The 21,982-nt window shown below is 61.2% G+C and carries 23 protein-coding genes; 15 read left to right on the top strand and 8 right to left on the bottom strand.

Annotation, left to right across the window (positions count from 1 at the left end):
- Nucleotides 1–118: 118 nt before the first annotated feature.
- From hisB to tatC, 9 genes are all read left to right on the top strand, one after another.
- On the top strand, nucleotides 119–712 hold the full coding sequence (hisB, locus tag ACJWXQ_RS01020) for an imidazoleglycerol-phosphate dehydratase HisB (RefSeq protein WP_346050723.1): 594 nt from the start codon (nucleotides 119–121) through the stop codon (nucleotides 710–712).
- A gap of 39 nt (nucleotides 713–751) precedes the next feature.
- Entirely contained in the window at nucleotides 752–1,414 is a 663-nt protein-coding gene (gene hisH, locus ACJWXQ_RS01015) for an imidazole glycerol phosphate synthase subunit HisH (RefSeq protein WP_346050722.1), read from the top strand.
- A gap of 34 nt (nucleotides 1,415–1,448) precedes the next feature.
- Nucleotides 1,449–2,204: a 1-(5-phosphoribosyl)-5-[(5-phosphoribosylamino)methylideneamino]imidazole-4-carboxamide isomerase gene (gene hisA, locus ACJWXQ_RS01010; protein ID WP_346050721.1), complete on the top strand. Its 756-nt coding sequence runs from the start codon at nucleotides 1,449–1,451 to the stop codon at nucleotides 2,202–2,204.
- Nucleotides 2,201–2,998, top strand: coding sequence for an imidazole glycerol phosphate synthase subunit HisF (hisF, locus tag ACJWXQ_RS01005; RefSeq protein ID WP_346050720.1), 798 nt, complete (start codon nucleotides 2,201–2,203; stop codon nucleotides 2,996–2,998). The genes hisA and hisF overlap by 4 nt, the downstream gene beginning before the upstream one ends.
- Entirely contained in the window at nucleotides 2,995–3,399 is a 405-nt protein-coding gene (gene hisI, locus ACJWXQ_RS01000; protein WP_346050719.1) for a phosphoribosyl-AMP cyclohydrolase, read from the top strand. Before hisF ends, hisI begins: the two co-directional genes overlap by 4 nt.
- Nucleotides 3,396–3,728 carry a phosphoribosyl-ATP diphosphatase gene (locus ACJWXQ_RS00995; RefSeq protein ID WP_406671954.1) on the top strand — a complete coding sequence of 111 codons (333 nt, stop codon included), beginning with the start codon at nucleotides 3,396–3,398 and terminating at the stop codon, nucleotides 3,726–3,728. Before hisI ends, ACJWXQ_RS00995 begins: the two co-directional genes overlap by 4 nt.
- 113 nt (nucleotides 3,729–3,841) lie before the next feature.
- Nucleotides 3,842–4,090, top strand: a complete 249-nt coding sequence (tatA, locus tag ACJWXQ_RS00990; protein ID WP_346050717.1) for a twin-arginine translocase TatA/TatE family subunit — start codon at nucleotides 3,842–3,844, stop codon at nucleotides 4,088–4,090.
- A gap of 13 nt (nucleotides 4,091–4,103) precedes the next feature.
- Nucleotides 4,104–4,328 carry a twin-arginine translocase TatA/TatE family subunit gene (locus tag ACJWXQ_RS00985; protein ID WP_346050716.1) on the top strand — a complete coding sequence of 75 codons (225 nt, stop codon included), beginning with the start codon at nucleotides 4,104–4,106 and terminating at the stop codon, nucleotides 4,326–4,328.
- Nucleotides 4,321–5,067 carry a twin-arginine translocase subunit TatC gene (gene tatC, locus ACJWXQ_RS00980; protein WP_346050715.1) on the top strand — a complete coding sequence of 249 codons (747 nt, stop codon included), beginning with the start codon at nucleotides 4,321–4,323 and terminating at the stop codon, nucleotides 5,065–5,067. Before ACJWXQ_RS00985 ends, tatC begins: the two co-directional genes overlap by 8 nt.
- Nucleotides 5,068–5,131: 64 nt before the next feature.
- Here the strand turns inward: tatC and ACJWXQ_RS00975 are convergent, their stop codons facing one another.
- On the bottom strand, nucleotides 5,132–5,446 hold the full coding sequence (locus ACJWXQ_RS00975) for a hypothetical protein (protein ID WP_406671953.1): 315 nt from the start codon (nucleotides 5,444–5,446) through the stop codon (nucleotides 5,132–5,134).
- 238 nt (nucleotides 5,447–5,684) lie between these two features.
- On the opposite strand from ACJWXQ_RS00975, the gene ACJWXQ_RS00970 reads away from it, so the two are divergent.
- The 3 genes from ACJWXQ_RS00970 to ACJWXQ_RS00960 are packed head-to-tail and all read left to right on the top strand — an operon-like array spanning nucleotide 5,685 to nucleotide 7,017.
- Nucleotides 5,685–6,020, top strand: coding sequence for a tetratricopeptide repeat protein (locus ACJWXQ_RS00970; RefSeq protein ID WP_346050713.1), 336 nt, complete (start codon nucleotides 5,685–5,687; stop codon nucleotides 6,018–6,020).
- Entirely contained in the window at nucleotides 6,017–6,751 is a 735-nt protein-coding gene (locus ACJWXQ_RS00965) for a TIGR00730 family Rossman fold protein (protein WP_346050712.1), read from the top strand. The genes ACJWXQ_RS00970 and ACJWXQ_RS00965 overlap by 4 nt, the downstream gene beginning before the upstream one ends.
- A gap of 20 nt (nucleotides 6,752–6,771) precedes the next feature.
- On the top strand, nucleotides 6,772–7,017 hold the full coding sequence (locus tag ACJWXQ_RS00960; RefSeq protein ID WP_346050711.1) for a putative signal transducing protein: 246 nt from the start codon (nucleotides 6,772–6,774) through the stop codon (nucleotides 7,015–7,017).
- Between the two features lie 37 nt (nucleotides 7,018–7,054).
- Here ACJWXQ_RS00960 and ACJWXQ_RS00955 read toward each other — a convergent pair whose 3' ends face one another.
- From ACJWXQ_RS00955 to uvrD, 3 genes are all read right to left on the bottom strand, one after another.
- Nucleotides 7,055–8,506 (bottom strand): TrkH family potassium uptake protein, encoded by a 1,452-nt coding sequence (locus ACJWXQ_RS00955; protein WP_406671952.1) that lies wholly within the window; start codon nucleotides 8,504–8,506, stop codon nucleotides 7,055–7,057.
- Nucleotides 8,507–8,540: 34 nt separating this feature from the next.
- On the bottom strand, nucleotides 8,541–9,917 hold the full coding sequence (gene trkA, locus ACJWXQ_RS00950) for a Trk system potassium transporter TrkA (protein ID WP_346050709.1): 1,377 nt from the start codon (nucleotides 9,915–9,917) through the stop codon (nucleotides 8,541–8,543).
- 103 nt (nucleotides 9,918–10,020) lie between these two features.
- Nucleotides 10,021–12,186 (bottom strand): DNA helicase II, encoded by a 2,166-nt coding sequence (gene uvrD, locus ACJWXQ_RS00945; protein WP_346050708.1) that lies wholly within the window; start codon nucleotides 12,184–12,186, stop codon nucleotides 10,021–10,023.
- 154 nt (nucleotides 12,187–12,340) lie between these two features.
- On the opposite strand from uvrD, the gene ACJWXQ_RS00940 reads away from it, so the two are divergent.
- Nucleotides 12,341–14,899, top strand: coding sequence for an EAL domain-containing protein (locus ACJWXQ_RS00940; RefSeq protein ID WP_346050707.1), 2,559 nt, complete (start codon nucleotides 12,341–12,343; stop codon nucleotides 14,897–14,899).
- Nucleotides 14,900–14,923: 24 nt separating this feature from the next.
- Nucleotides 14,924–15,445 carry a BsuPI-related putative proteinase inhibitor gene (locus tag ACJWXQ_RS00935; protein ID WP_346050706.1) on the top strand — a complete coding sequence of 174 codons (522 nt, stop codon included), beginning with the start codon at nucleotides 14,924–14,926 and terminating at the stop codon, nucleotides 15,443–15,445.
- A 71-nt stretch (nucleotides 15,446–15,516) separates the two neighbouring features.
- Here ACJWXQ_RS00935 and ACJWXQ_RS00930 read toward each other — a convergent pair whose 3' ends face one another.
- The 3 genes from ACJWXQ_RS00930 to ACJWXQ_RS00920 form a co-directional block, all read right to left on the bottom strand.
- Nucleotides 15,517–18,090: a M14 family zinc carboxypeptidase gene (locus ACJWXQ_RS00930; RefSeq protein WP_346050705.1), complete on the bottom strand. Its 2,574-nt coding sequence runs from the start codon at nucleotides 18,088–18,090 to the stop codon at nucleotides 15,517–15,519.
- Between the two features lie 192 nt (nucleotides 18,091–18,282).
- The gene (locus ACJWXQ_RS00925) at nucleotides 18,283–19,029 is read right to left on the bottom strand and encodes a hypothetical protein (protein ID WP_406671951.1); all 747 of its coding nucleotides are present in this window, start codon (nucleotides 19,027–19,029) and stop codon (nucleotides 18,283–18,285) included.
- Nucleotides 19,030–19,305: 276 nt separating this feature from the next.
- Nucleotides 19,306–20,325 carry a JDVT-CTERM domain-containing protein gene (locus tag ACJWXQ_RS00920; RefSeq protein WP_406671950.1) on the bottom strand — a complete coding sequence of 340 codons (1,020 nt, stop codon included), beginning with the start codon at nucleotides 20,323–20,325 and terminating at the stop codon, nucleotides 19,306–19,308.
- Here ACJWXQ_RS00920 and ACJWXQ_RS00915 point away from each other — a divergent pair.
- Nucleotides 20,314–21,072 carry a hypothetical protein gene (locus tag ACJWXQ_RS00915; protein WP_406671949.1) on the top strand — a complete coding sequence of 253 codons (759 nt, stop codon included), beginning with the start codon at nucleotides 20,314–20,316 and terminating at the stop codon, nucleotides 21,070–21,072. The genes ACJWXQ_RS00920 and ACJWXQ_RS00915 overlap by 12 nt on opposite strands.
- Before the next feature lie 30 nt (nucleotides 21,073–21,102).
- Here ACJWXQ_RS00915 and ACJWXQ_RS00910 read toward each other — a convergent pair.
- A partial coding sequence (locus tag ACJWXQ_RS00910; RefSeq protein ID WP_406671948.1) for an OprO/OprP family phosphate-selective porin occupies nucleotides 21,103–21,982 on the bottom strand: 880 nt, incomplete at its 5' end.

The raw sequence follows: 21,982 nt of genomic DNA, 5'->3' as shown, positions 1-21,982 counted from the left end.
GGGGGCCCCAATGCCCCCCAGATACCCCCCAAATCAGGTGGGATTGTGCCGGGGTACTGACCATGACGGGGACATGCGGTATGCTGGTCTCCTTGATTTCCAACCGTGAAGATGCACAATGACCGCCCGCAAGGCAGCCATCCACCGCAAGACCCGTGAGACGGACATCCGGGTATCCCTGGACCTGGACGGCAGCGGCGAAGCCCGACTGCGCACCGGTGTCCCCTTTCTCGAGCACATGCTGGATCAGATCGCCCGCCACGGCCTGATCGACCTTGAGGTCGAGGCCGACGGTGATCTGGAGATCGATGCCCATCACACCGTGGAGGATGTCGGCATCACCCTGGGTCAGGCCCTGGCCGAAGCCTGGGGCGAGGGACGGGGCCTGACCCGCTACGGCCATGCCTATGTACCCCTTGATGAGGCCCTGTCACGGGTAGTGGTGGATCTCTCCGGACGCCCGGGACTGGAGTATCGGGTTGACTACCCCCGGGCGCGAATCGGCGATTTCGATGTGGACCTCATCCGTGAGTTCTTCCAGGGGCTGGTCAATCACGCCCGCCTGACTCTGCATGTGGACGGACTGCAGGGTCGCAACGCCCACCATGTGGCGGAGACCGTCTTCAAGGCCTTTGGCCGGGCACTGCGCATGGCGGTGACCGACGACCCACGCATGGGCGATACCACACCATCCACCAAGGGCAGTCTCTAGCAAGGGCAACGGGGAGCAAGCCAGCAACACCGGGCCGGCATGAACAGAATCGCTGTCATCGACTACGGAATGGGCAACCTCCACTCCATGGCCAAGGCCCTGGAGAAGGTGGCCCCGCGCAGCCGTGTGGTGGTGACTGCCGACGCTGACGAGCTCGCTCGGGCCGACCGCATTGTCTTTCCCGGCGTGGGGGCCATGGCCGCCTGCATGAGCGAACTGCAGCGACTGGACCTTGTTGAAACCGTCCGCCGCTTGAGTCGCGAACGCCCCTTCCTTGGGGTCTGCCTTGGGATGCAGGCGCTATTCGGCCACAGCGAGGAGAGCGGCGGGCAGGCGGGCCTCGGCATCCTGCCCGGACGCGTGCGCGGCTTTTCCCCGGAGTTGGCAGAGACTCACGGCCTCAAGATTCCCCACATGGGCTGGAACCGGGCCCGGGCCAGACAGGACCACCCCCTGTGGTCGGGGCTGGATGCGCCGTGGTTCTATTTCGTTCACAGTTTCTATTGTCAGCCTGATCGGGACGAAGACGTGCTGGCCGAATGTGACTATGGGCAAGCCTTCTGTTGTGCGGTGGCCCACGAGAATGTGGTGGCGGTGCAGTTTCATCCCGAAAAAAGCCAGGCCGCGGGCCTCAGGCTGTTGAGCAATTTCGTCGAGTGGCGGCCGGAAACGGGCGCCCGGGGTGGGTCCCGGGTCGCCTGAATCAGTCCGGCTGGCAAAAAGTGGAGGAAGGACCATGCTCGTGATTCCCGCAATCGACATCCAGGATGGGCGCTGCGTGAGGCTTCGCCAGGGCAAGCTGGATGACGCCACGGTATTCTCCGAGGACCCGGCCGAGGTGGCACGCCGCTGGGTGGAAGCCGGCGCCGAGCGGGTCCATGTTGTGGACCTGGATGGTGCCAAGGCCGGCCGCCCGGTGAACGATGGCGTGGTGCGTGACATCGTTGCCGCCTGCGGAGATATCCCGGTCCAGGTGGGCGGCGGCATTCGCGATGAAGACAGTGCCGACGCCTACCTCAGCACCGGCGTGGAATGGGTCATCATCGGCACGAAAGCCGTCAACACCCCTCATTTCGTGGAAGACCTGTGCGTGGAGTATCCCGGCCGCATCATCGTTGGCCTGGACGCCCGGGACGGCAAGGTAGCCATCGACGCCTGGTCCAAGCTTTCCGAGCATGATGTGCTGGATCTGGCCCAGAAATATGAGGGCGATGGTGTCTGCGCCATTATCTTCACCGATATCAGCAAGGACGGCATGATGGCCGGCCCCGCCGTCGATTCCACCGCCGAACTGGCTCGCAGCATCAACATTCCCGTCATTGCCTCCGGCGGGGTCAGCAAGCTGGATGACCTCAAGGCTCTGGCCACTTACCAGGAGGAGGGCATCCAGGGTGCTATCGTCGGTCGTGCGATCTACGACGGGGGCATGGACCTGGCCGAAGCGATCCGCCATTTCCACGGCGACCCGCGTCCAGACGAGTCGATGGTATGACCCAGAGTGACGGGCTTGCCCGGCGCATCATCCCCTGTCTCGATGTGGATCGGGGGCGTGTGGTCAAGGGCGTACGCTTCGAGAACATTCGTGACGCCGGCGATCCGGTGGAGATTGCCCGACGCTACGACAGCGAGGGCGCGGACGAAATCACCTTTCTGGACATCTCCGCCAGCCACGAGGGCCGTGACACCATGGTGGACGTGGTGGAACAGGTGGCCGGGCAGGTCTTCATGCCGCTGACCGTGGGCGGCGGCATCCGCGAGGCGGACGATGTCCGCCGCATGTTGCGCGCCGGCGCCGACAAGGTGGCCATCAACACCGCGGCGGTGCACCGGCCCGAACTGGTGGCCGAGGCGGCGGAGCGCTTTGGCAGTCAGTGCATTGTCGTGGCCGTGGATGCCAAGCAGGTGTCGCAAGCAGAGGAACCCTTGCGCTGGGAGATCTTTACCCATGGCGGACGCCGACCCACGGGCCTGGATGCCGTTGAATGGGCGCAGCGGATGGCCGAGCTGGGCGCTGGCGAACTGTTGCTCACCAGCATGGACCGGGACGGCACCCGCTCGGGCTTCGATCTGGCGCTGACCCGCGCGGTCAGTGATGCGGTCACGATACCTGTGATTGCCTCCGGTGGTGTGGGCAGCCTGGATCACCTGGTGGACGGTTTCATCCACGGCGGTGCTGATGCCGTGCTGGCTGCCAGTATTTTTCACTTTGGCGAGTACCGCATTGGCGAGGCCCGAGAGGCGCTGGTGCGAGCAGGCATCCCCAGCCGTGAGGTGGAAGCGGCATGAACGCGCCGAGCTGGCTCGAGGCAGTAAAATTTGATGATCGCGGCCTGGTCGCGGCCATTGCCCAGGACGCCGACAGCGGCCAGGTACTGATGCTGGCCTGGATGAACCGAGAGGCACTGCTGGAAACCGTTCGCCTGGGGGAGGCGGTCTATTACTCCCGCTCCCGCCAACGTCTCTGGCACAAGGGGGAACGATCGGGCCACACCCAAACCGTAAAGGACATTCGCCTGGACTGTGACGGTGACACGGTGCTGATGCAGGTGGAACAGCACGGTGGCATTGCCTGCCACACGGGGCGGGCCCGTTGTCTTTTCCGGCGCCTGGAAGCGGGGACCTGGAAGAGTACCGACCCGGTGCTGGCGTCGCCGGAATCCATCTATGGCGGGGACAATGACAGATGAGCGATGCCGAAGGCAGTGACATCCTGGCAGCCCTGGACGCGGTCATCGAGGCCCGCCGGCAGGGGGATCCGGAATCTTCCTACGTGGCCGGCTTGCTGGCCGCGGGGCCGGCAAAGATCGGACGCAAACTGGGAGAAGAGGCCGTGGAGGCCCTGATCGCAGGGATCGAGGAAAGTCCGGATGCCCTGCGCGATGAAATCGCCGATCTCTGGTTTCACAGTCTGGTCCTGCTGGCGGCCCGTGGCCTGGACTCACGCGATGTGCTGGCCGAGCTGGAACGGCGTTTCGGCCTCTCCGGGGTCGAGGAGAAACGGCGGCGCCAAAAATGACCCAGGACAAGCCCCCACGCCGTCGGGTCGGCTACAATGTGCCCGTTGATCAAACCTGAGTGGAATTCACCCCCGACCACCCATGGTCGAGGCATTGTTCCGGGAGCATTCTTATGGGCATTGGCGGCATCGGTATCTGGCAACTTCTGATCATCCTGGCCATCGTCATCCTGCTGTTCGGCACCAAACGGCTGAGCAACCTGGGACAGGACGTGGGCAGCGCCATTCGTGGCTTCCGCTCGGCGGTCAAGGAAGAAGACAAGGATGAGGGGGAAGAAACCTCGGAGCGCCTCTCCCAGAATGAGGAGTCCGCAGACGCGGACTTTGAGCAGGATGAAAAACAAGATCAGCAGAAGCCTTGAGCCCGACTAGCTGATGGGTATCTGGGAAATTCTGCTGATTGCGCTGATCGTTCTGGTGGTGGCTGGCCCGGAGCGGCTGCCGGTCATCATGCGTAATGTCGGTGGCTGGGTGGGCCGCGGCCGGGCCGCGTTGCGGGGCCTGCAATCGGAACTGGAGCGTGAAGGCGAAGAACTGCGCCGAAACGTCGAGAAGCCGCTTGGCGAAGGTAGCGAGGGTGAGGAGCAGGGGCGTGACTGAACAAACGCCGCTGATTGATCATCTGACCGAGTTGCGCAACCGCCTGCTACGCATGGTGGCGGCGGTGCTGCTGGCATTCATCGCCATAGCCCCCTTCGCCCGCCATCTCTTCACCATGCTGGCCGAGCCCCTGGCCAGACATTTGCCGGCGGAAAGCAGTCTGATCGCCACCCAGGTGGCATCCCCCTTTCTGACCCCGTTCAAGATGGCCCTGGTGGCGGCGATTTTCCTGGCCATCCCCTATCTGCTCTACCAGGTCTGGGCCTTCATCGCCCCCGGCCTTTATCAGCGTGAAAAACGGCTGGTATTCCCATTGATGGTGGCCAGCAGTCTGCTCTTCTACCTGGGCGCCGGATTCGCCTGGCTGGTGGTCTTTCCCCTGGTATTCGGCTTCTTCGTCGCCGTGGCGCCGGAAGGCGTCGCGGTCATGACCGATATACACCACTATCTGAATTTCGTGCTCAGTCTTTTCATTGCCTTCGGCCTGGCATTCCAGGTGCCGGTGGCCACCGTGCTCATCGTCCGGGCCGGCATGACCACGCCGGCCGCGCTCAAGAAGAAACGCCCCTATGTGCTCGTGGGCGTCTTCGTCATCGGCATGCTACTGACGCCCCCCGATGTGATCTCGCAAACCCTGCTCGCCCTGCCGGTCTATGCCCTGTTCGAGTTGGGGCTGGTGATGGCCTACTGGCTGGTACCCGGCATTCGCGAGGTGGAGGCCCAGCGCGGGGAACGCTGAGGCGGGACCTGGCCGCAAAAAAAGGGCGCCATCAAGGCGCCCTTAAAGCATTTTAGTCTGTCGTTCAGCGGATTCGCGGATCCAGATAGCGCAGGGCATCGCCGATATGGACATGGCCACTGCGTTCAATATCCTCTCGGGTATAGACCCGCAGCCCGGAAGACGTGGCGATGGTACGACCAACCCGCACACTGTCCACATCCCGGGCAATCCGGCTGCCAGTGATCCGGACCTTACCATTCTCAACCTTGAGAGCCGCAATATCGTTCATCAGCGGCACTTCAGCCTTCTCCTTCTCCTCGGCCTGGGCGCTGTCCAGCCCAAGCCCCAGGGCAAGAAAGACGGCAGCAACGCTGCTGATGGTGTATTTCTTCCACATGAGCCGAAACCTCCCGGCACCTCTGGGGCACCTCCGAATCTGCTTTCGCTGATACTTCGACCATTGACGGATTGTGGTGTTCCCGGCGTCAAAGGGCCTTTGGCCAGACCAAAAGCGTAGACTAGGATAGCCTCTGTGTCTGCCAGTCCCTTCTCCGCACCGTCGTCACTGCCGGATGGGGCGATTGGCCGGCGCCCTGTTATGCTGTGCCTGTCAGCGGCAAAAACGTGATCAAGCGATGCTGGAGAATCTGCTCAAGATGCTGGAAAGGGGCCAGGACAGCGCCATGCTGCGCTTCAGTCTCGGCAATGAGTATCTGCGCCGGGATGCGCTGCCGGAAGCGGCCCAGCATTACCAGGCCGCCCTGGAGCTGGACGCACAGTATTCTGCTGCCTGGCGGGCTTACGGCCGGACCCTGTTGCGCCTGGAACGACTGGAGGCGGCCGTGGAGGCCCTGGAACAGGGCATCCCCGTGGCCGAGGCGCGCGGAGACAAACAGGCTGCGCGGGAAATGCAGGTCTTTCTCAAGCGGGCCAGAAAGCAACTGAGTGAACGGGATCGAGACAAATCATGAATGACGACAATTTCCGGGAACTGACCGAAAGACAGCAGGCCCGGCAGCGCAACGACAGCAGTCTGACTCGGGAATCATGGAAGATCTTTCAGATCATGGCCGAGTTCGTGGAAGGCTTCGAGAAGCTATCGCGAATCCGGCCATCGGTCAGTATTTTCGGGTCGGCCCGCACGCCATCGGAGGAGCCTTACTACAAACTCGCGGTGGACATCTCCCAGCAGCTCTCCGATGCCGGCTTTTCCGTGGTCACAGGTGGCGGCCCCGGGATCATGGAAGCGGCCAACCGGGGTGCTGAGGCGGGGAAATCGCCCTCCATCGGTCTCAATATCGAACTGCCCCACGAACAGGTGGCCAATGCCCATCAGGACATTGAGCTGCATTTTCGGCATTTCTTCACCCGCAAGGTCATGTTCGTCAAGTACGCCTCCGCCTACGTAGTGCTCCCCGGCGGTTTCGGCACTCTGGACGAAATGGCAGAGATCCTGACCCTGGTCCAGACCGGCAAGACACGCCGAATTCCCATTGTCCTGGTGGGGCAGAGTTTCTGGGCGGGTCTTGTGGATTGGTTCCAGTCCCATCTTGTCGGCCAGGGAATGATTTCTCCCGAGGACATGGAACTCTTCCACGTGGTGGACAAGCCCGAGGAAGTATTGGATGTGATTTTTGACCATTACAGTACCCGCTCCTTCCAGCCGTCCGATGCGGAAGCGGATTTGATGCTGGACCTTTGATCTAAGGAGCAATGGCGGCAATGAAATACAAAACCGTGAAGCAATATCGCAACAGCCTCCAGGCTGAAGTGGGAAAAGGCAGGCTGGAAGCGGAAGGCATTCCGGTGATTCTGGCTGGCGTTGGTCTGGGCCCTCTCACCGGTTTCTTCAATCCACGCAGCAATGATGTCCGCCTTCAAGTCCCCGAGGATCGGCTGGAGGAAGCGCGGGAGATCCTGGAGACCGACTTTTCCGCGGATGTGGATGAGCAATGGGATCAGCAATAGTTTTGCTTGAGCGCGTCCCCTCGAAGCTCAATGCCGATCAGCGCTGCCAGAAAGCCGGTGTCAGCAATACCAGGACGGTAAAGATCTCCAGCCGCCCCATCAGCATGGCCACGATGAGCACCCATTTGGACAGGTCATCCAGGATGGTGAAATTGGCCGCCACATCGCCCAAGCCCGGCCCCAGGTTATTGAGGGCCGCGGCCACCGCCGAGAACGCGGTCACCTGATCCAGGCCCGTGGCCATGAGGATCAACATCATGACCACGAAAAGGGCCACATAGACAGAGAAGAACGCCCACACTGAATCCAGGACCCGCTGAGGAAGGATCCGGCGCCCCAGCTTCGCCGGAATCTCCGCATTGGGGTGGATTAGCCGGGTAATCTCCCGCGCGCCCTGGTTTACCAGCAAGCGAATACGGATCACCTTGATCCCGCCGCCGGTGGACGCGGCGCAGGCGCCGACAAAACTACTGAATATCAGCAAAACGGGCAGGAATCCCGGCCAGGCGACGTATTCAGCGGAGGTGAATCCTGTGGTCGTGGCGATGGAAACGGCCTGAAAGCTGCCCTTGATCAGGGCATCCAGACCGGATTCATAGACCTGGGCCAGCAGCAGATAGCCCACGACCAGACTGACCACCAGAGCCTGAATGACTAGATAGGTGCGGAATTCGGGGTCCTGGAAGTAGTGCCCCACGATCCGCCGCCGGACAGCAAGGAAATGAAGGGCGAAGTTGACCCCGGCCAAGAGCATGAAAGCCACTGCGATGAGTTCGATGGCGTGGCTGTTGAAATGCCCGATGCTGGCATCGTAGGTCGAGAATCCCCCAATGGCGACCGTGGAATAGGCATGCCCAATGGCATCGAATGGCGTCATCCCGGCCAGCCAATAGGCCAGGGCACAGGCAGCAGTCAGGCCCAGATAGATGTACCACAAGCCCTTGGCGGTCTCGGCAATCCGGGGCGTGAGGCGAGCCTCCTTCATGGGTCCGGTAATCTCGGCACGAAAGAGCTGCATCCCCCCCACGCCCAGCATGGGCAGGACGGCAATGGCGAGCACGATGATGCCCATGCCACCCAACCATTGGAGCTGCTGACGATAGTAGAGAATCGATTCAGGCAGATGATCCAGGCCCACAAGAATGGTGGAACCGGTGGTGGTCAGACCGGAGACCGCCTCAAAAGCGGCATCGGTAAAACTGATTTCCGGGTTTTCCGACAGCAGCAAGGGGACCGCGCCGGCCAGGCCGAGCACCAGCCAGAAGCTGGCCACGACCACAAAGCCGTCGCGGGTGCGCATGTCCCGGAATTCCCGCCGCGCCGGAAACCACATCAGCAGGCCGGTCCCGGCGACGATCAGGAAACCGACAATGAAGGCGAAGGCGGCGCCGTCCTGATACCACCAGGAGACCCCGATGGGGGGCAGCATGGAGAGGCTGAAGGCCATCAGCAGCAAGCCGAGAATGCGCTGGATCACCTTGACATGCATCAGGCGCCCTCCTCCCCTGGGATGCCCCGCCCCATCATATGAAGGTTACATCCACCTGAAACAGGCGCTCCACATCGGCCACATACTTGCGGTCGACGAGAAAGAGGATCACATGATCCTCGGCCTCGATCACGGTGTCGCGATGACCCATGAGCACCTCATCATCCCTGACAATGGCACCAATGGTGGTGCCGGGGGGCAGAGGAATATCCTCGATCGCCTTGCCCACGACACTGGAAGTATTTTCATCCCCGTGAGCTACTGCCTCAATCGCCTCGGCCGCGCCTCGGCGAAGGGAATGCACGGCGACCACATCACCCCGGCGGATGTGGGCCAGCAGGGAACCGATGGTGACCTGCTGGGGTGAGATGGCGATATCGATGGCGCCGCTCTGAACCAGGTCCACATAGGAAGGCCGATTGATCAGGGCCATGGTCTTGCGGGCGCCCAGATGCTTGGCGAGCATGGAAGACAGAATATTGGCCTCCTCGGCATTGGTCACGCCGCAGAAGACATCCGTGGCCTCAATGTTCTCGTCCCTGAGCAGCTCCTCGTCAGCCGCATCGCCATGAAGAACGATGGTCTTGTCGAGCTGCTCGGACAGCTTTCGGGCCCGGTCCTTGTCCCGCTCGATCAATTTGACGTTGTGGGTCTCTTCAAGCGCGGCTGCCAAACGCATGCCGATGTTGCCACCACCGGCAATGATGACCCGGCGGGCGGGTTTATCGAGCTTGCGGAGTTCGGAAATGACCTGGCGAATGTCTTCCCGGGCGGCGATGAAGAAGACCTCATCGTCGGCCTCGATCACGGTGTCACCCTCGGGGATGATGGCATCCCCCTGGCGATAGATGGCTGCTACCCGGGTATCCAGATCCGGCAAGTGCTCCCGGATGGTACGCAATTCGCTGCCCACCAGTGGCCCTCCGTAATAAGCCCTGACAGCCACCAGACGGACCCGGCCCTCGGCAAAGTCCAGCACCTGCAGGGAACCGGGGTACTGGATCAATCGGCGGATATAGTCCATCACCAGCTTCTCCGGGCTGATGACAACATCCACCGGCATGGCTTCCTGCACGAACAGCCCCTCGGCCTGCACATATTCGGTGGAACGAATGCGGGCGATCTTGGTGGGGGTATGGTAGAGGGTATAGGCCACCTGACAGGCGACCATATTGGTCTCGTCGCTGTCAGTGACCGCGACAATCATCTCGGCATCATCGGCGCCGGCACGCTTGAGAACGTCGGGAAAGGAGCCGAAACCGCGAATCGTGCGAATATCGAGGCGATCCTGTAATTCCTGCAGGCGTTCACTGTCCAGGTCAACGACGGTCACATCGTTGGCCTCTTCTCTCGCCAGATGCTGCGCCACGGTGGATCCCACCTGGCCGGCCCCAAGAATAAGTATCTTCATGCGCTCGCAGATTACGCCTAGGGCGGGAAGGGTGCAAGATCGAAGTGCTGAGTGCTGAGTGCTGAGAGGGCAGTGCCTTCCCACACTCAGAACTCAGAACTCCTCACACCGGTTCAAGATTTGCGTAGGCCAGTACCAGCCATTTCGCGCCCACGCCCTCGAAGTTGACCTGGATTCGGGCCTGGGGGCCGTCGCCCTCCCGGTTGAGCACCACGCCTTCGCCAAAGGCGGCATGACGGACGCGGGATCCCAGGGTGATGCCATCGGCCGGGCGGCCGGCATCCATCAGGCCACTGCCGGCCACGGCGGGACGGCTGACCTGCACCCGAGGCCGAACTTCGTGCAGGCATTCAGCCGGGATCTCGGCCAGGAAGCGGGAAGGCACACCGTAATTCTCACTACCATGCAGACGTCGTCGCTCAGCATAGCTGAGATAGAGGTGCTTCATCGCCCGGGTCATGCCCACATAGCAGAGCCGCCGCTCTTCCTGGATGCCGTCCGGATCCTGAATGGAGCGCTGGTGAGGGAAGAGGCCATCCTCCATACCCGTCAGGAACACCAGGGGGAACTCCAGGCCCTTGGCAGAATGCAGGGTCATCAACTGAACGCAGTCCTCCCAGGCCTCCGACTGGCCCTCGCCGGACTCCAGCGCCGCGTGGGAGAGAAAGGCGGCCAGTGGTGGCAGGGTTTCTTCCAGCGGATCGGGCTCATAGCCCTGGGCGGCGGTGACCAGCTCATCCAGGTTCTCCAGCCGGGCATCGGCCTTCTCGCCCTTTTCCTTGCCGTAATGCCCATAGAGACCGGAGGCCTGGATTACATGGTCCACCTGTTCATGGAGGTCCAGATCGGCCGTATCGGCCGCCATGCCATCCACCAGTTGGGCAAAGCGCTGCAGGGCTGACCCGGCCCTTGAGGAGATGCGACCACTACTGACCAGATCATGGGCGGCCGCCCACAGACTGCCGCCCATTGCCCGGGCATGACTGCGCAGTTGCTCCATGGTGCGCTGACCCACGCCCCGGGTGGGGACATTGGCAACACGCTCAAAGGAAGGATCGTCGTCGCGATTGGCAATCAGGCGCAGATAGGCGAGGGCGTCCTTGATCTCCTGGCGTTCGAAAAAGCGCAGGCCGCCGTAGACCCGATAGGGGATGCTCTCCGCCATGAGCAGTTCTTCGAATACCCGAGACTGGGCATTGGAACGGTAGAGAATGGCAATATCGGAGCGGGCGCCACCATCACGCAGATACTGCCTCAGTGACTCCACCACGTATTGGGCTTCATCGCGCTCATTGTAGGCGGCATAGAGAGTGACCGGCTCGCCCTCCTCGCCCTCGGTCCAGAGGTTCTTTCCCAGACGGTCGGGGTTGTGGGTAATCAGGGCATTGGCCGCCCGCAGAATGAGGCCGGTGGAGCGGTAATTCTGCTCCAGTCTCACCACCAGGGGATCGGGGAAATCCTCGCGAAAGCGCTGCAGGTTCTCGATCTTGGCGCCACGCCAACCGTAGATGGACTGATCATCATCGCCGACAATGAAGGGATGGCCGGTCTTACCGGTAATCAGGCGCACCCAGGCATACTGGATGGCATTGGTGTCCTGAAACTCATCCACGAGCACATGCCGGAATCGCTGCTGATAGTGGCGCAGGATATCGGCATTGTCCCGCAGCAGTTCGTGGGCGCGGAGCAGCAGTTCAGCAAAATCAACCACACCGGCGCGCTCACAGGCCTCTTCATAGGCATGATAGACACGCAGGAAATGGCGCTGGACCGGATCACCATTGTCGGCCACATGACGGGCACGCAGACCTTCATCCTTGCGGGCATTGATAAACCACTGGATCTGACGCGGCGGCCAGCGACCATCGTCGATTTCCAGGGCCCGGAGCAGGCGACGGATCATGCGCTGCTGATCTTCGGCATCGAGTATCTGGAAGCCTTCACGAAGACCGGCTTCGCGCCAATGCAGACGAAGCAGGCGATGGGCCAGACCGTGGAAGGTACCCACCCACATGGTCCCCGCCGGCGCGCTCAGCAGGGATTCGATCCGCCCCCGCATTTCGGCGGCTGCCTTGTTGGTGAAGGTCACTGCCATGACGCCCAGGGGCGAGACCCCTTCGACCTGCATCAACCAGGCAATTCGATGGACCAGCACCCGGGTCTTGCCACTGCCGGCGCCGGCCAGTACCAGCACAGGGCCGGCCGGGGCGGTAACGGCCTGGCGCTGGGCATCATTGAGAGGATCGAGAATTGCGGTGACATCATCCATGGTGGATATTCTAACAGTCCTCGACCTTGGTGGGCCTTCCGTCGCAATATCCTTGCCCTGCGCTGCTCGAATTGAGAGTATGCTCGGCTGCGAACTTGGGTTGGGGAACCCACAGGGGTGTTGAGGGGGCCGACGAAGGAACGCTGGAACTCGCATGATCGAAGCACTCACCCTGATGGTGGCCTTGGCCGCCGGTGGCAGCTGCCCGGCGGCGGCGCCACTTCACCTCCCCGAAGATGGTCTGCATATTGTTGCCCCCGAACAGCTTCTGTCCTGGAGTGAAGATGGGGGGCGGATCAAGGCTGAAAAGCTCATCGAGGCACCCGCCTGCCAGGCGTTCACTGGCGGCCACCAGGATGAGGCCCTGGCCGGCCAGCGAGTATGGCTCAAGCTGAACCCGGAGAAGCTCAACGGGAACCAAAGCTGGGGTATTCGGATCCCCGCTACCGGCTATCGCGAATTCTGCATTCACTGGCCAGTGGCTGAGTCAGACTGGAACAGGCAATGCATGCGGGCCGTGGCCGACACCCAGCCCACCGACCCCACCCGCATCCTGAACGCGCCCCCGAACATGGCCAGCGTGGCACCGCCCGACCTGGATGCAGACCGGGCCATTCTGATCTCCGCCCGTTCTCCCTTTCGCGCCTCGATTCCCCTGCTGGTCGGCCCCGCCGATGCGCTGGTCAGCGGCAACAATCGGCAGATGCTCTTCAATGGAGCCGCCTACGGCGCGCTGGCCACGCTGGTGATCTATGGACTGCTGCTCCTGGGCAGTATCCGTCAGTCGGGCCTGCTGTACTTCTCCGTATACATCGGGGCCTTTGGTACCGCGCTTTTCGTTGGTGAAAACCTTCACCAGCAATGGTTCGGACTCAATGCCATGGAACTGAACCTGCGGGGTCCCTACTTTCTATTGGCATTGAGCTTCCTGGCAGGCAGCTTCTTCCTTGCCCGCTTTCTGCGTGACCGGGACGCCCCCGCCTGGCGGGACCGCCTGCTCTGGCTCGGGGCCACCTTCAGCATTGCCTTGATGATGTTGGCCGGCATTCGTCTGGACTGGGCGCTCTGGAGCTCGGACACAGCGGCGCTCTTGTTTGCCTCGGTGGGCCTGGTGGTTACCGCCGAAGGCGTATTCAATCGCCGGCGGAATGCCGGCCCCCTGCTATTGGGCTTTGTCTTCCTGCTGCTTGCTCTTTGCATTAACGGTCTGGTGCGTCTGGAGTTGCTGCCACCCGTGGGCCTGGGAAGCTTCGACTTGTTGAAGCTGGGCATCCTTGCCGGGGGCCTGAGCCTGGGGCTGGCGGTGCAAAGGGAATTCGCCACGCTTCGGAAACAAAGGGACAGGGCCTCCCTGCTCGCCGATACCCATCAGCGGATTGCCCGCTACCGCGCCGACTTTGACACCACCACCGGCCTCCCGGGTCGCCGGCGCTTTTTTCGTCTGGTCACTGAACGAGTGGCCCACGCGCAAGGGCGAGGCGTGGGCCTGCTGATGATCCGGCTGGAGGGTTTTCGTCGCCTGCGCCACTTCCGCGGCCAGGAGGCCAGCGATGACCTGCTTCGAATCGTCGTTGGCCGACTGCAGGCCCTGGAGACCGGCGGGCGCGTACTGGCCCGGACGGAAACAGACGAATTCAGCCTGCTGTTGCCATTGCCCGCCCTGCACAACGCCGCGGAAAGCCTGGTCGACGCACTCGCTGCCGAGCTGAGCGAGATGCTGCGCGAACCCATTGAGCTTGGCGGCGAGGATATTGCCCTGGAGATGAGTATTGGCGGCAGCCTCTACCCCGGGGCGGCAAACAGTGGTAACACTCTTCTGCGACAAGCGGAAGCGGCTCTGTTTGAAGCGCGCGCCACCGCAGAACGGAGTTTCAGTCTCTACGGACGGACTGATGGGCCGGGCCTGGTGGAACGCTGGGAAATGAGAAATCGATTGGTTCAGGCCCTGGCAGACGATGCCCTCGACATCCATTACCAAACGATTATCGATCTCGATAGCGGCCAGATTCGACAACTGGAAGTGCTGGCACGCTGGCATGATCCGGTCCTTGGAGATGTGCCGCCCTCTTTGTTCATCGGCGTCGCTGAAAGCTTCGGCCTGATTGATGATCTCGGCCGACAGGTGATTGAAAAGGCCTGCCGGCAACTGGCGGCCTGGGAACGCAAGGGTCGCTTCCGTGGGGTACAACTGGCACTGAACCTTTCACCGCTGCAGCTCCGTGATCCCGAATTCGAGCCGTGGCTTGTCCGATTGCTGCGCCGCCTGGAACTCTCCCCCCATCGGCTGAACCTGGAAGTCACCGAGAATGTCCTTGTGGAGAATCTGGCGGCGGCCCGGGTTCAATTGGGACGACTGGCCCGACGAGGCATCGGCATCAGCGTGGACGATTTCGGTGTGGGCTATTCCTCGCTCAGCTACATCCGCGAACTGCCCATCGACGTGATCAAGATCGATCGCAGTTTCGTGGCCAGGCTGGACCAGTCGGCACCGGAGAGGGAGATTCTCCGCAGCATCCTGGATATGGCGGCCAAACTCCAGCTCGACGTGGTTGCCGAAGGCATCGAAAGGGAGAGCCAGGCAGCGTTTCTAAGAGAGAATCACTGCCCCATGGGCCAGGGCTTCCTGTTCAGCCGACCGGCACCGGCGACAGCGATGGAGGGTGATGAACCGGGTCCGGGCGCGGTGGTCTATACTGGACACGCTCCCAACTGACGCCGACTTTCACGGAGGTTTGGCATGCAGTATCCCCGCTCACTGATACTCCTCATCAGCTTGCTCGCCCTTGGCCTGGGCGGCTGCGATGATGACGACAATGATGCCGGTTCGGAAGGACCGCGCTTCGTTACCGAAGTCCATGTCGAAAACACGGCGGGCGAGCGCGTGGACAGCCTGCCGATAGGTCAGGATGCGGTAGTGGTATTGACGGTGAGGAACCGAAGCACCGAAGCACAGAGCCTGACATCATCCGACGCCAGGACCCGGGATTTCGTGGTCCTCGACGACGCCGAGGAGGCCGTCAGGGTCTGGTCTACCCGCCATGGCTTTGATCAGGCTGTAAGAGAAGTAGAATTCGAGCCCTTGGAAACGCGCCGCTTCGACATGGAGTGGGAGGGCCTTCTGGATGACGATGGCCAGCCCTTGCCGGTCGGCCAGTATGAGATCCAGGGCTGGCTGTCGGTCGAGGAAGAAGACGGCATTGACGATCTCTCGCCAGGACAGTTCCGGTCGACCCTGCAACCGTTTGCCATCGAAGGCTGAACAAAGCTACGTTGACGAGCAAGGGGCGTGTCCCGATGGGACACGCCCCTTCTGCTTGTCGCATCTAAACTTCAGGCGCTGGGCCCGAGAACCACGGCATTGAGAAATAGCCGGTCAACACCGCGCCAATAGCCACGGAAATTCAGATCCTCCGGAAAGGCCACCACCCGACCACTGCCCACCCGTTGCTCCCAGGCGAATACCCCGCCGGGCAGCTTGTCCAGGCTCTCTTCCCAGACATGTCCCGCCACCGGGGCGTCCAGGTTGCCGGCATAGCGAATGACTGCATTCTGCGCGGGTGAGGGCGGCCCCTCGGGCGCACGGTAGATTCGATTGGAATTGACCATCACTCGCGGGGCGCGATCAAAACCGGCAGACAACCAGTGGCGCTCGTCGATCTCGGTTTCGAAGAAAGCGCCGGGAACAGCAATGCGGTGGGCCGGTGGCTCATCATCGCCGGTCGCCCAGGCGTCCTCCAGGCCGATCAGCTCCAGTTGCTCCCGGACCAGATCGACGGCATTGCCAATCACCACGAGATTGCCGCCGTCTCGCACCCAGCGCTTCAGCCGTTCCTGGCCATCCTCACCCAGACGCTCGGCGAGGGCGGCGGCGCTGAAGGTATCCGCGATAACGATGGTGGAGAAGGATTCCAGGCGGGTCCCGGCGACGGACTCCACCCGCAACACGGTGCTGTCCAGTCGGTAGGCCTGGTCCAGGGTGTGCCATGCCCAGCCGAAGGAATAGGGATGCATGGGCTGTTCCGCCAGCAGCGCGATTTTTCCCGGTGCCAGATGGAAGGTCTCGGCGCCACCAAGGGCGGGCAGATCGCCGCCGCTGGTGCGACCGCTGTCCACCCCGTGGGCCATCAGGTCGTATTCCGCCACCAGATCGGCGAGTTGCTGTTCCAGGCCCTCATCCTGGCCACCGCGTCGAATAATCACCGTGCCCCGGGAAAAACGCTCGCCACCGGCCTCGAAAGCCCGGGGGCTGACCGCCACTCGGTAGCCGGCATTGCGCAAGCGGTGAGCCAGGGGAATGGCCGCGGTCTGGCGGCCATCCAGCAGCCAGGCATAGTCAGCATCCGGGAGTTCTCCCCCCACCCGTGGTTTTTCTGTGACCGGCTCGGTGGGCAGATTGGCCCCACTGGTGCTTGAGAAGGCCTGGAGATCGAACAGCAGGGGCAGAGACCAGGCGGTGATGTCATAGAAGCGCGGATTCTCGCCCCGGTCCACCCGTTCACGCGCCTCGGCCAGAAAGTCCTCCGGCACCGGCGCATCCGGCTCCAGCAATACACGGATCAGTCGATTACGCGGCTGCTCGGCCTCGATCACGTAACTGTTGGCGGGCAAGGCGCGGGTACCGACGGAGTTGCCCTCCCGGTCACGAAGGCCTCGCAGTCTTACCGATTCGCTGAGACGGGACACTTCAATGCCATTGCGCTTGAGCATGGCCACGGTCTCGGCCAGGATCTGCGGGTCGGCGTCCGGGGTGAGAATATATCGGCGGACCCCGCTGCGGCCCTCATCCAGGGCGCTTTGGTGCCCGGCCAGATAATCTTCAAGCAGTCTTGCCCGTTCCTCGCTGGCCAGGCGAACCGCTGCCCGGGCGGTGATGTACTGCTGCTCTACCGCCTGACGGAAGTGGCGAACGGAGCCGTCACTCAGCTCAAGGGCAAGCCCTCTTGTGGAGCCCTGCTCATAGAGCATGCCCACGGCGCCCTGATAACTGCCCCAGGAGGTGGTGTAAGCGGGATAGAAGTAATTGAAGATATCCCGCTTGGTGTACTCGGCACCGGCCTCATCAAAGGCATCGGCGTAGGCAGCCCCAAAATCCTCGAACCAATCCCAGGCAAAGTCGGGGAAATGGGGATTGCGCGGCCCGGTGGGCGGATCGAAGTAAAATTCGGTGTCATGCCCCATTTCATGAGCATCAATCACCACCTGCGGACGCCAGCTCTGAATCAGGGACATCCGCTCCCGTGTCTCGGGATGGGTATGGGCGAACCAGTCCCGGTTGATGTCGAAGAAATAATGACTGGTCCGAAAGCCCAGGGCATCCCAGCCATCGAAATCATTCGACCAATCCTTCTGCGAGGGATTGGCCTCACGACCGATACGGCGGTGATTGAACATGGCGAAGGCGTCACGGCCATCGGGGTTCAGGGTGGGATCAATGATCACCACCGTATTTTCCAGCCACTCAAGAACCTCCTCGTCCTCGCTGGTGGCCAGCTCTTCCATCAACCGGGTCAGACCGTCGCTGCCGGACAGCTCGAAGCCATGGATGGAGCCGCCAAACCAGAGCACGGCGGGTTGATCGTCGATCTCCGCCTCACCCAGCCGGGGATCCCCCAGACGCTGGGCGCCTGCCTGGATCTCGTCCAGCCGCTCGTGATTGGCCGGTGAGGTGATGATGGCGGCGACCAGGGGGCGGCGCTCGTAGGATTCGCCCTGATGGACCAGCTTGACCCGGTCCGTTTCCCTTTCCAGGGTCTCCATATACCGACGGATGTCATAACTGCTGGCGATGCGTTCACCGAGGGGATATCCGACCACGGATTCGTATTTGGGAGCCTGCGACCAGGCCGGCTGAACAAGAAAGAGGAAAAAGGCGAACAGACCCAGGCGCATTGGGACACGAGACATGGATGACTCCTTATCGACCGGAACCTACGGGGGTTCCTTAGGGAATTCGGGACAACACCGTACAACAACCCGGTGCGGCCCTTACATCCTAGCCGACCCCATGCCGTCGAATTGGTTCCGACGGGCTCCCCTTATCCCGCAGCAATCGTTTTCCCGGCCCAGACGGTGCAAGCACTATCACTCCGTGGTGCGTTAGAACTCGAAGGCAAAGCTGAGGCTGGCGATCTCGGTGTCGTCCTGCTGCTGGTAGAAGGCTGCAAGGGAGTAACCACCCAGATCCAGATCGAAGCCCAACTGGAGCCCGATGGTGCTGTCCACGTCCACATCCGAGCTATTCCTTTGCAGCGTGCCCTGCGCATCACGAAAGCGAGTATTCACAGTGCCGTTCCCGAAAAGCACCGCATTGACGGTGGCATAGGGGGTGAACCCCATCCGGCCATCTGCCAGGGGAATGCGGTTCTGCACACTGAACTGCGCAGAAAGGGTTCCAATGATGGTGTCCGAGCTGAAATCATCACCCCCATCCACATCCACCGTGAAAATATCCGTTCCGAAGGAGCCGGAGTAGGCCACTCCTTCCGGATCGCCCATTTCCATACCCCAACGAAGGTTGAGCACGAACAGGTCAACGAAGCCGGCATCATCTTCACCGGCGGCCAACCCCCCGGAAAAGAACTCCCCCTCCTGCTTGGTCACATAGGTCACCCCCACCATGGAAAAATCCGAGGGGCCATTGTCGGTGTCCTGCTCAATGGTGAGCGCATTGACACCGATCCGATGCTGACGACCCGGATCACCGTCCTCGGGATCCCAGGGGGAAGTGATCGGAGCGGGTGCGAAACTCAGAGTAATGTCGTCGGCAATGACGGGGGCGGAGAACAGCAGGAATGCGGCGATCAGGCCGATCAACAGTCTCCGTGGACCAGGTAATTCCATCATCGGGAGCCCTCCAGAGTTCAATCACGATCGATTCAAGCTTAGTCCGCGGTCGCATCGGCCACATCACCCATTTGGGTGATCAATTGACGCTAGCAGCTCCCGATCAGCCCAACTGCGGCCCCTTTGCCATGCGCACCGAAGCGATAATTCGCCAGCTCGATCCCAGTCTGAGTCGCCTACCCATCGCGCCACGCCCGACGACGGGCAGAGGAGGATGAAAAAACGCCCCGGACCATCTGGTCCGAGGCGAAGCTTTTGAGGGAGATTGCGTCTCGCTTAATTTCGGGTCAATACGCGCCGTGCGAAAAGACCGGCAGCAAACAGCACCAGGAGGGGCAAGGACGGGTCTTTGAAACCATTACCATTACCCATGACGCAACCGGAGCCGGAAGAGCTGCTGCCCTCAGAGCCGCTATCGCCCTCGTCTCCATCATCGCCGTTACTATCATCATCGTCGTCGTCCTGACGATTGATTCGTACATCATCGATGAACACCCGAAGATCGGGATCCTGGCTATCCAGGGCATCGACAACACGGATGCTGAGGCGAACAAAATTATCACCGGCTCCCGGGGTTACCGGCACGGTTTCGAACAGCTCCCAGGTATCCGCCTGGAAAATCTGATCGGTATCGCTGTTGTTTTCCAAAGGATCATCATTATCCAGGGTGGAGTTGATGCGAGTAAGGCAGCTATCCCAGTCTTCGTGGAACTCATACATCAGCGCCACATCAAGACGCTGACCTTCGTTACTGCGCAGGTAGGCGCTATAACTGAACTCCCCGTCGAGGTCGCGAATGTCGACGCACTGGTCCAGATTATCGTCGTTGGCATCTGATGGATCACCGCTGGAGATGTCATCGATACCGCGGAACTTGAATACCCTGTTACCGACGACGGCATCGAAATTCAGCCCACGGTCTTCATTGGGCACGGCTTCGGTTGCGGCACCTCCATCGCTCTGGAGGTCCGACAGCATCCAGCCGAAAGGTCCCTGGTCGTCATCCGGCCACGGCGTACGAACCGAGAAGAATGCGTCCCTTTCAAGGTCACCGGGGAGCTGATCAAAATCACCATTGACCAGCAGGTTGTCACCGTCGTTGATCCCATCAATGCTCAGGACCACATGGTCCAGATAACTCTGCCGGGGTCCAGTGGGTTCAGATCCATCATCGGTCTGGTCACCGGCGCCAATGAAAATGGCCACCGACTGGTACTCTTCGTCGGCGGCACCCTCCAGGATGGCGGTGGCCCACTCCCACGGCTCGATGACCAGGGCTTGGACATGATTTTCCACGGCGGTGCCGGAGCTGACGAGGTCGAAACGCTGGAAGTGCACCTGAGCGCCATCGGCAAGGTCCACCACGTCGTCAAAGAGATCGATGTCTTCGTTCAGCTCGCCCGCACAATCAGTCTCGCTGTAAAACTTCACGGCGAGTTCTACTGGCAATTCGCCGATGCCATCGGTAGCGCGGGGGAACTGGGTCGTGGCGTTCACGGAAAGGCTGAAATCAGCGCCTTGGACGTTGACCGTCGACAGATCCACGCACTGGGCGATTGCATCGTCATCGCCACTCAATGCATTGTCATTTTCGGAGAAGCGCACGACCGTATCTTGATACGCATCCAGATAATCAAAGGCGCTGATGTCGGTGAGAATGAACTGTTCACCGAGATCAAGGATAACCCAGCCCGGCAGGCTGTCCAGCTGGCCTTCGCACATGTCATCGAACGCGGATTCACATTGATCGGCATCGGTTTCGCTCTGGAGCACGAAAGCGCGTTCCGAGACCGAAAAATCACCATTGACAACATGTCCGGCCTGGGATGTGGTGGCGGCGAGTCCCAGTGCAATGGCGGAAGCGAGGGCCCCGCCCCCGAATTTTCCAAAATTCTTTGCTGTGCTGTTCATTTGCTTACCTCTCTTGCTGATGAAACGGTCCGAACAGATCCGGTGCGCTACACCCTGACCAAGGCAGGTTTCACATCCGTGACGATGAGGTTAAAAGCAGGTTTCTTTTGGACCGCCGGGCATCCACCTTGAGACTCACGACCCAATCTGATCCGCTGCCTGTTAGAACTCGTACTGAAAGCGCAAGGCGTAAGCCATGCTTTCCCATGACTTCGGCCCACCATCGACCGGGTCGATGCCACGTTCGGCATCGATGTACATCACATTGAACTTGAGGATGATGTCGTCTTCGGGATACCAATTGAGTGCAAAGGTGTAGTGATCAATCTTCTGTCGATCGTCTGCCACGTGATGCTCCATGGAGTCGGCAGTGGCAAAGCGTGCAGCCAGTTCCCAGGCACCTCGCCCGCCCTTGCTAAGAGGGCTGTCGACGCTGGTTCGTCCAAAATCTCCACTGAAGGCCCGGTAGTTGCGCTGTTCGCCGGTGAGGAACCAGTTGGCCTGGAGGTAATAGCCGGATGATTCCATTTCGGTCACCTCCGGATTGGCTCCCTCAAAACCACGGGACTCCTCTTCCCGAAAGAGTGTCTGTACCAGGTATTCCCCCTGAAGTGAGAACGGGCCTGTACCCCAGGCGGCTTCCAGGGCATATGTGGTCCAGTCGCGAACATTTTCCATATCATTTTCGCCGATCATGCGACCGTCCACGGCGCGGGTGCCAAGACGGGTCCGCATGCGCACCGGGTTGTATTGCCGTTCCCTTCCGCGACTGCGTTCATACTCGTAGGCATTGCGTCGATAGTTGACAGAAAGACCCAGGTGCGACCAGAGACCGGCTTCTTCGTCCAATACGGGTGCGAATGAGGTACGGCCCGCGAAGGACCAGCCTTCACTCACGTCACGATCTCGTGCAACGCCATCACCGCCGAACAGTCCTGCCGCGGCATACCATCGTGGCAGGATGGTTTCATACATCACACCGAGTTCACGGCTGGGTCGATAGGCGTCCACTGGAGCAGCTCGCTCTATGAAGGTGATCCGG

The sequence above is a fragment of the Natronospira sp. genome (genome assembly GCF_007134575.1).
GTDB classification, from domain to species: Bacteria; Pseudomonadota; Gammaproteobacteria; order Natronospirales; family Natronospiraceae; genus Natronospira; species Natronospira elongata.
This window is presented reverse-complemented; position numbering and strand designations above follow the sequence as displayed.

What these genes read in the sequence shown, in the direction of transcription:
- hisI (WP_346050719.1), top strand. Translation starts at nt 2,995, where the DNA reads ATGAACGCGCCGAGCTGGCTCGAGGCAGTAAAATTTGATGATCGCGGC.
- ACJWXQ_RS00965 (WP_346050712.1), top strand. Translation starts at nt 6,017, where the DNA reads ATGAATGACGACAATTTCCGGGAACTGACCGAAAGACAGCAGGCCCGG.
- ACJWXQ_RS00985 (WP_346050716.1), top strand. Translation starts at nt 4,104, where the DNA reads ATGGGTATCTGGGAAATTCTGCTGATTGCGCTGATCGTTCTGGTGGTG.
- hisH (WP_346050722.1), top strand. Translation starts at nt 752, where the DNA reads ATGAACAGAATCGCTGTCATCGACTACGGAATGGGCAACCTCCACTCC.
- ACJWXQ_RS00970 (WP_346050713.1), top strand. Translation starts at nt 5,685, where the DNA reads ATGCTGGAGAATCTGCTCAAGATGCTGGAAAGGGGCCAGGACAGCGCC.
- ACJWXQ_RS00940 (WP_346050707.1), top strand. Translation starts at nt 12,341, where the DNA reads ATGATCGAAGCACTCACCCTGATGGTGGCCTTGGCCGCCGGTGGCAGC.
- ACJWXQ_RS00975 (WP_406671953.1), bottom strand. Translation starts at nt 5,446, where the DNA reads ATGTGGAAGAAATACACCATCAGCAGCGTTGCTGCCGTCTTTCTTGCC.
- hisB (WP_346050723.1), top strand. Translation starts at nt 119, where the DNA reads ATGACCGCCCGCAAGGCAGCCATCCACCGCAAGACCCGTGAGACGGAC.
- ACJWXQ_RS00930 (WP_346050705.1), bottom strand. Translation starts at nt 18,090, where the DNA reads ATGTCTCGTGTCCCAATGCGCCTGGGTCTGTTCGCCTTTTTCCTCTTT.
- hisA (WP_346050721.1), top strand. Translation starts at nt 1,449, where the DNA reads ATGCTCGTGATTCCCGCAATCGACATCCAGGATGGGCGCTGCGTGAGG.
- ACJWXQ_RS00955 (WP_406671952.1), bottom strand. Translation starts at nt 8,506, where the DNA reads ATGCATGTCAAGGTGATCCAGCGCATTCTCGGCTTGCTGCTGATGGCC.
- hisF (WP_346050720.1), top strand. Translation starts at nt 2,201, where the DNA reads ATGACCCAGAGTGACGGGCTTGCCCGGCGCATCATCCCCTGTCTCGAT.
- ACJWXQ_RS00915 (WP_406671949.1), top strand. Translation starts at nt 20,314, where the DNA reads ATGATTTTCCACGGCGGTGCCGGAGCTGACGAGGTCGAAACGCTGGAA.
- ACJWXQ_RS00925 (WP_406671951.1), bottom strand. Translation starts at nt 19,029, where the DNA reads ATGATGGAATTACCTGGTCCACGGAGACTGTTGATCGGCCTGATCGCC.
- ACJWXQ_RS00995 (WP_406671954.1), top strand. Translation starts at nt 3,396, where the DNA reads ATGAGCGATGCCGAAGGCAGTGACATCCTGGCAGCCCTGGACGCGGTC.
- uvrD (WP_346050708.1), bottom strand. Translation starts at nt 12,186, where the DNA reads ATGGATGATGTCACCGCAATTCTCGATCCTCTCAATGATGCCCAGCGC.
- ACJWXQ_RS00935 (WP_346050706.1), top strand. Translation starts at nt 14,924, where the DNA reads ATGCAGTATCCCCGCTCACTGATACTCCTCATCAGCTTGCTCGCCCTT.
- ACJWXQ_RS00960 (WP_346050711.1), top strand. Translation starts at nt 6,772, where the DNA reads ATGAAATACAAAACCGTGAAGCAATATCGCAACAGCCTCCAGGCTGAA.
- tatA (WP_346050717.1), top strand. Translation starts at nt 3,842, where the DNA reads ATGGGCATTGGCGGCATCGGTATCTGGCAACTTCTGATCATCCTGGCC.
- trkA (WP_346050709.1), bottom strand. Translation starts at nt 9,917, where the DNA reads ATGAAGATACTTATTCTTGGGGCCGGCCAGGTGGGATCCACCGTGGCG.